Here is a 9368-nt window from a genome sequence, read left to right on the forward strand (position 1 = left end):
GAACAGAGGCATGCATTTGCGGGTTCCCTCGTTACTCTCGATGTATCGGCGCCACAACTGCCCTGGCGCCAAGGGAGCGATCACATGTTTGAGAGATTTACCGACCGAGCTCGTCGCGTCGTTGTCCTGGCCCAGGAAGAGGCCAAGATGCTCAACCACAATTACATCGGTACCGAGCACATTCTGCTCGGGCTGATCCACGAAGGCGAGGGTGTGGCCGCCAAGGCCCTCGAGAGCCTGGGCATTTCCCTCGACGCCGTGCGCGAGCAGGTGCAGGACATCATCGGCCAGGGCCAGCAGCAGCCGACCGGGCACATCCCGTTCACGCCGCGCGCCAAGAAGGTGCTCGAACTGAGCCTGCGCGAGGCGCTGCAGCTCGGCCACAATTACATCGGCACCGAGCACATCCTGCTCGGCCTCATCCGCGAGGGTGAAGGCGTTGCCGCCCAGGTGCTCGTCAAGCTTGGCGCCGACCTCAACCGGGTGCGCCAGCAGGTCATCCAGCTCCTCTCCGGCTACCAGGGCAAGGAGCAGGTCCAGGTCGGAGCCAACGAGGCGGCGAGCGGTCCGGCGGGCAGCCAGATTCTCGACCAGTTCGGCCGGAACCTGACCCAGGCCGCCCGTGAGAACAAACTCGACCCGGTGATCGGGCGCGAGAAAGAGATCGAACGGGTCATGCAGATCCTGTCCCGACGATCGAAGAACAACCCTGTCCTGATCGGCGAGCCCGGCGTCGGCAAGACCGCCGTGGTCGAGGGCCTCGCCCAGGCCATCGTCAAGGGCGATGTGCCGGAGACTCTGAAGGACAAGCAGCTCTACTCGCTCGACCTCGGCTCACTGATCGCCGGCAGCCGGTACCGCGGTGACTTCGAGGAGCGCCTGAAGAAGGTCACCAAGGAGATCCGCACCCGCGGCGACATCATCATCTTCATCGACGAGATCCACACCCTCGTCGGTGCCGGTGCCGCCGAAGGCGCGATCGACGCGGCCTCGATCCTCAAGCCGCTCCTCGCCCGCGGCGAGCTGCAGACCATCGGTGCGACCACGATCGACGAATACCGCAAGCACTTCGAGAAGGATGCCGCGCTCGAGCGCCGCTTCCAGCCGATCCAGGTCGCCGAGCCGTCGCTGCCCCACACCATCAACATCCTCAAGGGGCTTCGCGACCGGTACGAGGCGCACCACAAGGTCTCGATCACCGACGGCGCCCTCGTGGCCGCGGCGAACCTCGCCGATCGCTACGTCTCCGACCGGTTCCTCCCGGACAAGGCCATCGACCTGATCGACGAGGCCGGCGCCCGCCTGCGCCTGTCGATCCTGTCCAGCCCGCCCGAGCTGCGCGAATTCGACGAGAAGATCGCCGTGGTGCGTGCCGCCAAGGAAACCGCGATCGAGGAACAGGACTTCGAGAAGGCCGCCGGCCTGCGCGACGAGGAGAAGAACCTCCTCGGCGAGCGGCTGCGCCTGGAGAAGAAGTGGAAGTCGGGCGACGTCAAGACCACCGCCGTCGTGGACGAGGGCCTGATCGCCGAGGTGCTCGCCCAGGCGACCGGTATCCCCGTCTTCAAGCTCACCGAGGAGGAGTCCTCGCGGCTCGTCTTCATGGAGAAGGCCCTGCACCAGCGCGTCATCGGCCAGGAGCAGGCTATCTCGGCCCTCGCCAAGACCATCCGCCGCACCCGTGCCGGCCTGAAGGACCCGAAGCGTCCCTCCGGTTCCTTCATCTTCGCCGGCCCCACCGGCGTCGGCAAGACCGAGCTGGCCAAGGCTCTCGCCGAGTTCCTCTTCGACGACGAGGCCGCCATGATCTCACTCGACATGAGTGAGTACGGCGAGAAGCACACCGTCTCCCGGCTGTTCGGTGCCCCTCCGGGCTTCGTCGGCTTCGAAGAGGGCGGCCAGCTCACCGAGAAGGTGCGTCGCAAGCCGTTCTCCGTCGTGCTGTTCGACGAGATCGAGAAGGCGCACCCCGACATCTTCAACTCACTCCTCCAGATTCTGGAAGAGGGCCGGTTGACGGATGGCCAGGGTCGCGTGATCGACTTCAAGAACACCGTGATCATCATGACCACCAACCTCGGCACCAAGGACATCAGCGGAGCGCCGGTCGGGTTCCAGCTCGAGGGCGACACGACCACCGGCTACGAGCGGATGAGCGGCAAAGTCAAGGAGGAACTGAAGAAGAACTTCAAGCCCGAGTTCCTCAACCGCGTCGACGAGGTCATCGTCTTCCCGCAGCTGACCAAGCCGGAGCTGCTGCAGATCGTTGACCTGTTCATCAAGCGACTGAGCGAACGTCTGCTCGACCGCGACATGACCGTCGAACTGACCCTCCCGGCCAAGGAGCACCTGATCGAGGTCGGCTTCGACCCCACCCTGGGTGCCAGGCCGCTGCGCCGCGCGATCCAGCGCGAGGTGGAGGACCGCCTGTCGGAGAAGATCCTGCAGGGCGAGCTGAACGCGGGCGACCACGTGCACGTCGACTTCGTCGACGGGGCATACGTCTTCACCACGACGGCGCGCAAGTCCGCGGTCTCGGTCGGTGTCAACACGACCGCCGCCCTCGGAACCGGGCCGGGCACGCCCGACCTCGCCGTGACCAGCGAGTAGCACGACCCGGGCGAAACAGCCTCGAAGGGCCCGGCGGAGCATCCGCCGGGCCCTTCCTCGTCTCTTCGAGCGGATTCCGTAGACTGGAACCGGTTTCATCAATCAGCCACCTGAAAGGGCCGGTACGCACCACATGCAGGAGTTTTCGGTGCGCCGGGCGCGCACAAGCGACGTGCCGCGAATCCAGGCGCTGGTCGCACCGCTGGTGCAGGAGCGCATCCTGCTCGGCAAGGAGAGCGTGGTCTTCTACGAGGCCGTGCAGGAATTTCGGGTGGTCGAGGACGCCGACGGAACCCTGATCGGCTGCGGCGCCCTGCACGTGATGTGGGAGGACCTCGGTGAGGTGCGCACGCTCGCCGTCACCGCCGACCGGCTCGGCCGCGGCGTCGGTCACGCACTGATGGACCGGCTCGAAGTGGATGCCCGTGAGCTCGGCCTGACCCGGCTGTTCTGTCTCACGTTCGAGGTGCCGTTCTTCAGCCGGCACGGGTTCATCGACATGGGCACCGAGACGGTCGACCCGGTCGTCTACGCCGAGCTGGTGCGCTCGCACGACGAGGGTGTTGCCGAATTCCTCGACCTCGCCAGGGTGAAGCCGAACACGCTCGGAAACACCAGGATGGTCAAGCGGCTGGTCTGATCCGGCCTGCTGATCCGGCCCGGTGTGGCCAGGGCGCCCACAGTTAATTGACAGCGTACCCATTCGAGGGGCGCTCATGTGGGGGTAATTCCGGTCGATTCTGCTCATTCGAGCGACACGCTGGTGTGGCCCGAATCGTTCATCGTTTGGCCTACTCAACGTCGTCAAGGTTCCCTATCTTGGGCGTGACCGCTTCCGGTCGACAAAGGGGAGAACAATGACATCTGCGCCTCGCAGCCGGTTGCGCCTATTCGGCGCCGCACTTCTGGGAGTGAGCCTTGTCGCTACTCCACTCTTCGCGCTACCCGCGCAAGCCAACACCGCCGGCACCGGCGTCGTCATCAACGAGGCGTACCTCAACGGCGGCAGCTCGGGTGCCAGCTACCTGAACAAGTTCGTCGAGCTGTACAACCCGACGGACGCCCCGGTCACCCTCGACGGAACCTCGATCCAGTACCGCTCCGCCACCGGTTCGGTGAACCCGAGTGCCGTGGTCGTGCTGACCGGGTCGATCCCGGCCAAGGGCTACTACCTCGTGCAGGGCAGCTCGAACGCAGCGAACGGCGCGACGCTCCCCACTCCCGACGCCTCCACCGGCTCCTCTTTCGCCGGCGCCGCGGGAACGATCTTCCTCGCCGACCAGGCCACCGCGCTGACCGCGCCGGCCACGGGCTCACTTGTCGGCACCCCCGGCATCATCGACCTGCTGGGTTACGGCACCTCGAACACCTTTGAGACCACGGCCGCCCCCGCGGCATCCGTGACCACTTCGATCGGACGCACCGACCACGTTGACACCGACGTCAACTCGGCCGACTTCACCGCAGCCGCGCCGACCCCGATGAACTCCGGGTCCACGCCGACGCCGACGCCTACCCCTACCCCCACCCCCACTACTCCGCCCACTCCCGTCGACGCCATCGCGATCAACGAGATCCAGGGCACGTCCGACGTCAGCCCCAGGGTCGGCAGCACCGTGACGACCACCGGTGTCGTGACCGCCGCCTACCCGGCGGGTGGCTTCAGGGGCTTCTACCTGCAGACTCCCGGAACCGGCGGCGCCATCGACCCGGCCGGCCACCTGGCCTCCGACGGCATCTTCGTCTACACCGGCACGCTGACCACCGCGGTCGCGGTCGGAGACTACCTCTCCGTCACCGGTGCGGTCAGCGAGTACTTCGGCCTGACCCAGCTCAGTGTCGCCGCGCTCACCGACGTCGCGCCCCTCGACAGCACGGGTATCGTGCCGCCGCAACCGGCCACCGTCGCCCTGCCGCGTGAGGCTGCCGCCCGCGAAGCGCTCGAGAGCATGCTCGTCGCCCCGACCGGCGACTTCACCGTCACCAACAACTACTCGACCAACCAGTACGGTGAGGTCGGCCTCGCTGCCGGAACCACCGCGCTCGTCACACCGACCGCCCTCGCCCGCCCCGGCACGGCCGAGTACTTCGCCGCCGTTGCCGACAACGCGGCCAGGGCCGTGACCCTCGACGACGGCGCCAGCACCAACTACCTGGCCACCGCGAACAAGGCCAAGCCGGTCCCGTACCTGTCCAACGATGCCCCCGTGCGCGTCGGCGCGGCGGTCACCTTCACCAGGCCGGTCATCCTCGACTACCGCAACAGCACCTGGAAGTTCGAACCGACAGCCGAGCTCGTTCCCGCTACGGCCGCCACCGTGCAGCCGGCGACCTTCGCCGACACCCGAACGGCGGCGCCGAGGAACGTGGGCGGCGACATCCGCCTGGCCACCTTCAACGTGCTCAACTACTTCCCGACCACCGGTGACTCGCTCACCGGCTGCACCTACTACACCGACCGGGCCGGCACACCGATCACCGTGAGCGGCGGTTGCGACGCACGCGGCGCGGCCACCCAGGTCAGCTTCGAACGACAGCAGGCCAAGATCGTCGCGGCGATCAACGCGCTCGGCGCCCAGGTCGTCTCGCTCGAGGAGATCGAGAACTCGGCCAGATTCGGCAAGAACCGCGACGCCGCCCTGTCGACCCTCGTCGACGCGCTCAACGCCGCCGCGGGCAGCCCGGTCTGGGCTTTCGTGCCCTCACCGGCGGTGCTCCCGGCCGCCGAGGACGTGATCCGCACCGCGTTCATCTACAAGAAGGACGTCGTCGAGACCGTCGGCACCTCGAGCATCCTCGACGCCCCGGCGTTCGTGAACGCCCGCCAGCCGCTCGCCCAGGCGTTCCAGCTGGTCGGCGACACCGGGAGCTCGTTCCTCGCGATCGTCAACCACTTCAAGTCGAAGGGCTCGGGCACCGGAGTCGACGCCGACACCGGCGACGGCCAGGGTGCCTCCAACGCCTCACGCGTCAACCAGGCGACGGCCCTCGTCGGCTTCGCCGACTCGCTGAAGACCAGCACGGGCATCAACCGGGTCTTCCTCACCGGCGACTTCAACGCCTACGACCAGGAAGACCCGATCAAGGTCCTCACCGACGCCGGCTACATCAGCCAGGAAGCCAAGAGCGGCGAGTACACCTATGCGTACGGCGGGTCCGTTGGCTCCCTCGACCACGTGTTCGCTTCGGTCGAGGGGGATGCCGCCGTCACCGACGTCGACGTCTGGAACATCAACTCGGTCGAGTCCGTCGCGCTGGAGTACAGCCGGTACAACAGCAACGTCACCGACTTCTACCGCGCAGACCCGTACCGTTCCTCCGACCATGACCCCGCGATCGTCGGCCTGAACCTGGCCAGCGCCACCGATGTGAACATCAACCTGCTCAACATCAACGACTTCCACGGCAGGATTGACGCGAACACGACCAAGTTCGCCGGAACGGTCGAGCAGCTCCGCGCCGAGTACGGTGACGCGGCCACGCTCTTCCTCTCCAGCGGCGACAACATCGGTGCGTCACTCTTCGCATCGGCGTCGCAGAAGGACAAGCCCACCATCGACGTGCTGAACGCGCTCGGGTTGCGGGCCTCCGCGGTCGGCAACCACGAGTTCGACCAGGGTCTGGCCGATCTCATCGGTCGAGTCGACACCGCCGCCGACTTCAGCTACCTCGGCGCCAACGTCTACCTCAGTGGAACGCAGACCCCGGCCCTGCAGGAGTACGCGATCGTCGATGTCTCCGGAGTAAAGGTGGGCGTCATCGGCGCCGTCACCGAGGAGACCCCCTCGCTCGTCTCGCCGAACGGCATCTCCACCTTGAGCTTCGGCGACCCGGTCGCCGCGGTGAACCGGGTGGCGGCGCAGCTCAGTGACGGTGACCCTGCCAATGGCGAGGCCGACGTGCTCATCGCCGAATACCACGAGGGAGCCGGGGCCGGTGCGCCGGAGGGCGCCACGCTCGAACAGGAGCTCGCCATCACCGACAGCGCCTTCGCGAAGATCGTCACCCAGACGGCCGCGAGCGTCGACGCAATCTTCACCGGTCACACGCACAAGCAGTACGCGTGGAACGCCCAGGTTCCCGGAGCAGCCGCGGGCGTCACTCGCCCCGTACTGCAGACCGGAAGCTACGGCGAGAATGTCGGTCAGGTCGTGCTCAACTTCGACAAGGCATCCGGCGTCATCACCACGGTGAAGAACCAGAATGTGAAGCGGTCGACGACCGCCGAAGCCACCCTGGTCGCCGCCTACCCGCGAGTCGCGACGGTGAAGACCATCACGGATGCCGCGCTCGCTGAGGCTGCCATCATCGGCAACCAGCCGATCGGCTCCGTGACCGCTGACGTGACCCGTGCCTGCATCGGCGGCACCGCCCCGTGCTCCGAGAACCGTGCGGCTCCGTCGTCGCTGGGAACCCTCGTCGCCAACTCGCTGCGTGCATCGCTGGCCGACCCGCTCAAGGGCGGCGCCGAAATCGGCGTTGTCAACCCTGGTGGAATGCGGGCCAACCTCGACCAGGCGCCGGACGGTGTCATCACCTACGCCGAAGCCAACGCGGTGCTCCCGTTCCTGAACAACCTGTGGACGACCAGCCTCACCGGCGCCCAGTTCAAGACGGTACTCGAACAGCAGTGGCAGCGCGACGCGGCCGGCAACGTGCCGAGCCGGCCCTACCTTCAGCTGGGACTGTCCGACAACGTGAACTACACGTTTGACGCCACCCGGCCAGAGGGCGACCGGATCACCGGCATCTGGATCAACGGCGACGCCGTCGACCCGGCGCGTTCCTACCGGGTGGGGTCGTTCAACTTCCTGCTCACCGGCGGCGACAACTTCCGCGCCTTCCTCTCAGGCACGGGAACGCGCGACTCGGGTCTCGTCGACCGGGACGCGTGGATCGCCTACCTCACCGCCCGAAGCCCGATCACCCCGTCCTTCGCCGTCCGCCAGGCGAGTGTCACGGGTGCGCCGACCGCACCGGTCAACCGCGGCGACTCGGTCACGTTCACCGTCGGCGATCTCAACCTGACGTCGCTCGGTGCACCGAAGAACACCGAGCTCACCTTGCTCTGGTCGGGCAGCAACGCATCCCTCGGCACGGTCGCGGTGGATGCTGCGGGCTCGGCGACGGTCACGGTCACCGTGCCCGCGGACGCACCCGTCGCCAGTACCCTTGAGCTCACCGCGACGGAGTCCGGCTCTATTGTTCGGGTTCCGTTCACGGTGAACGTGCCGGTGCCGCCGGCAACGCCTCCCGCGGCCGCCCCGGAGAAGGCCCTGACCAAGGCGCTCAAGAACCAGATCGCCACCGATCAGAGCGTCTACAACGCCGGGGACACGGTCACCATCACGGTCGGCGCGGAGCACGCGGCCGAGTTCGTCTCGGTCTGGGTGCGGTCGAACCCGGTCAATCTGGGCGGCTGGCTCACCGTGGATGCGCAGGGCAAGGTCACGGTCACTCTGCCGGCCGACCTCAAACCGGGCAACCACGACATCGTCGTGCAGGATGCCTCGGGTGCCGTGATCGGCTGGACCGACATCAAGGTCGAGAAGGTCAAGGCTCCGAAGCCGCCGAAGGCCGGCCACGGCCACTGAGGTGACGCCAACCGCGACGTCTAACACGGACGCTGCATGACCAACGGAACCGGCCAGCTGAGGCCGGTTCCGTTGGTCGTGCCGGCCGGGTAAACCCGTCCGACACGCTCGGTGTTCCCGGCTCGCTGCGGGAACGTCGTTAGCCTTGATTCATGTCGACGATCAAACATCCGGTCGGCCCCCAGTCCAGCAAGGTGTACTGGCGCCGACGTCTCGTAGTGGGCCTGGGCCTGCTCTTCGTGCTTGTCATCATTTTCCTGATCATCGTGCGCCCCGGAGCCGGCGCCAGCCAGCCCGACAGCAAGGCGAAGGCGGTGGCATCCACGGCCGCGTCGACGGACGCTCCGGCCTCCACGACCACCGGCCCCACGAAGTGTGACCCAGCCCAGGTGCAGGTCGAGGCGACCACCGACGCCGTCACCTATGAGCCCGGCCTGATGCCGCAGCTGTCGCTCAGCATCACGAACACGGGCTCGGCTCCCTGCATCATCAATGCGGGCACCGCGCAGCAGGTCTTCACGATCTCGAGTGGACAGGATGTCTACTGGAAGTCCACGGACTGCCAAACCGACCCGAGCGACGCTGATGTCACCCTCGAACCCAATGTTCCGGTGAGCTCAACCACTCCCATCACCTGGGACCGGATTCGCTCAAGCCCTGACACCTGCGACTCATCCACTCGGCCCGCCGCGCCGGCCGGGGGAGCTTCCTATCACCTGGCCGTGGCCGTCGACGGCATCGAGGCCCCAACCCCGAAGCAGTTCATCCTCTACTAGCCCCTCACGTCTCGCCACCCCGCCCGCCGCCCCGGTGGTCAAACCCTCGGTGGTCGAGCCTGTCGAGACCAGCCCTGCCCCGGTGGCCGACCATGCGGTGGTCGAGCCCCGGTGGTCGAGCCCCGGTGGTCGAGCCTGTCGAGACCCGGTGACCCCGCCCCGGTGGTCGAGCCTGTCGAGACCCGGTGACCCCGCCCCGGTGACCCCGCCCCGGTGGTCGAGCCTGTCGAGACCCGGTGACCCTGCCCCGGTGACCCTGCCCCGGTGGTCGAGCCTGTCGAGACCCCAAGGTCAGCGTCACCCTGCGCGTTCGGCCTTGCTCTTCAGTGGGATGAGGGTTTGGTTCGGGTCGACGGTGACGGGTGGTTTCAGCCAGTACTGGTTGCCC

At 67.1% G+C, this 9368-nt stretch carries 4 protein-coding genes; all 4 read left to right on the plus strand.

Annotated features, from left to right (window positions below; genetic code table 11):
• The first annotated feature begins 84 nt into the window (after positions 1–84).
• The 4 genes from QMG61_RS08340 to QMG61_RS08355 all read left to right on the plus strand — a co-directional run bounded on the left by QMG61_RS08340 (position 85) and on the right by QMG61_RS08355 (position 8980).
• Positions 85–2610 carry an ATP-dependent Clp protease ATP-binding subunit gene (locus QMG61_RS08340; protein ID WP_283493874.1) on the plus strand — a complete coding sequence of 842 codons (2526 nt, stop codon included), beginning with the start codon at positions 85–87 and terminating at the stop codon, positions 2608–2610.
• A 133-nt stretch (positions 2611–2743) separates the two neighbouring features.
• Entirely contained in the window at positions 2744–3250 is a 507-nt protein-coding gene (locus tag QMG61_RS08345) for an amino-acid N-acetyltransferase (RefSeq protein WP_283493875.1), read from the plus strand.
• Positions 3251–3467: 217 nt separating this feature from the next.
• Entirely contained in the window at positions 3468–8204 is a 4737-nt protein-coding gene (locus QMG61_RS08350) for an ExeM/NucH family extracellular endonuclease (protein WP_283493876.1), read from the plus strand.
• A 152-nt stretch (positions 8205–8356) separates the two neighbouring features.
• Positions 8357–8980 (plus strand): hypothetical protein, encoded by a 624-nt coding sequence (locus tag QMG61_RS08355; RefSeq protein WP_283493877.1) that lies wholly within the window; start codon positions 8357–8359, stop codon positions 8978–8980.
• Positions 8981–9368 lie beyond the last annotated feature (388 nt).

The sequence above is a fragment of the Cryobacterium sp. PH31-AA6 genome (assembly GCF_030063195.1).
In the GTDB taxonomy this organism is placed as follows: domain Bacteria; phylum Actinomycetota; class Actinomycetes; order Actinomycetales; family Microbacteriaceae; genus Cryobacterium.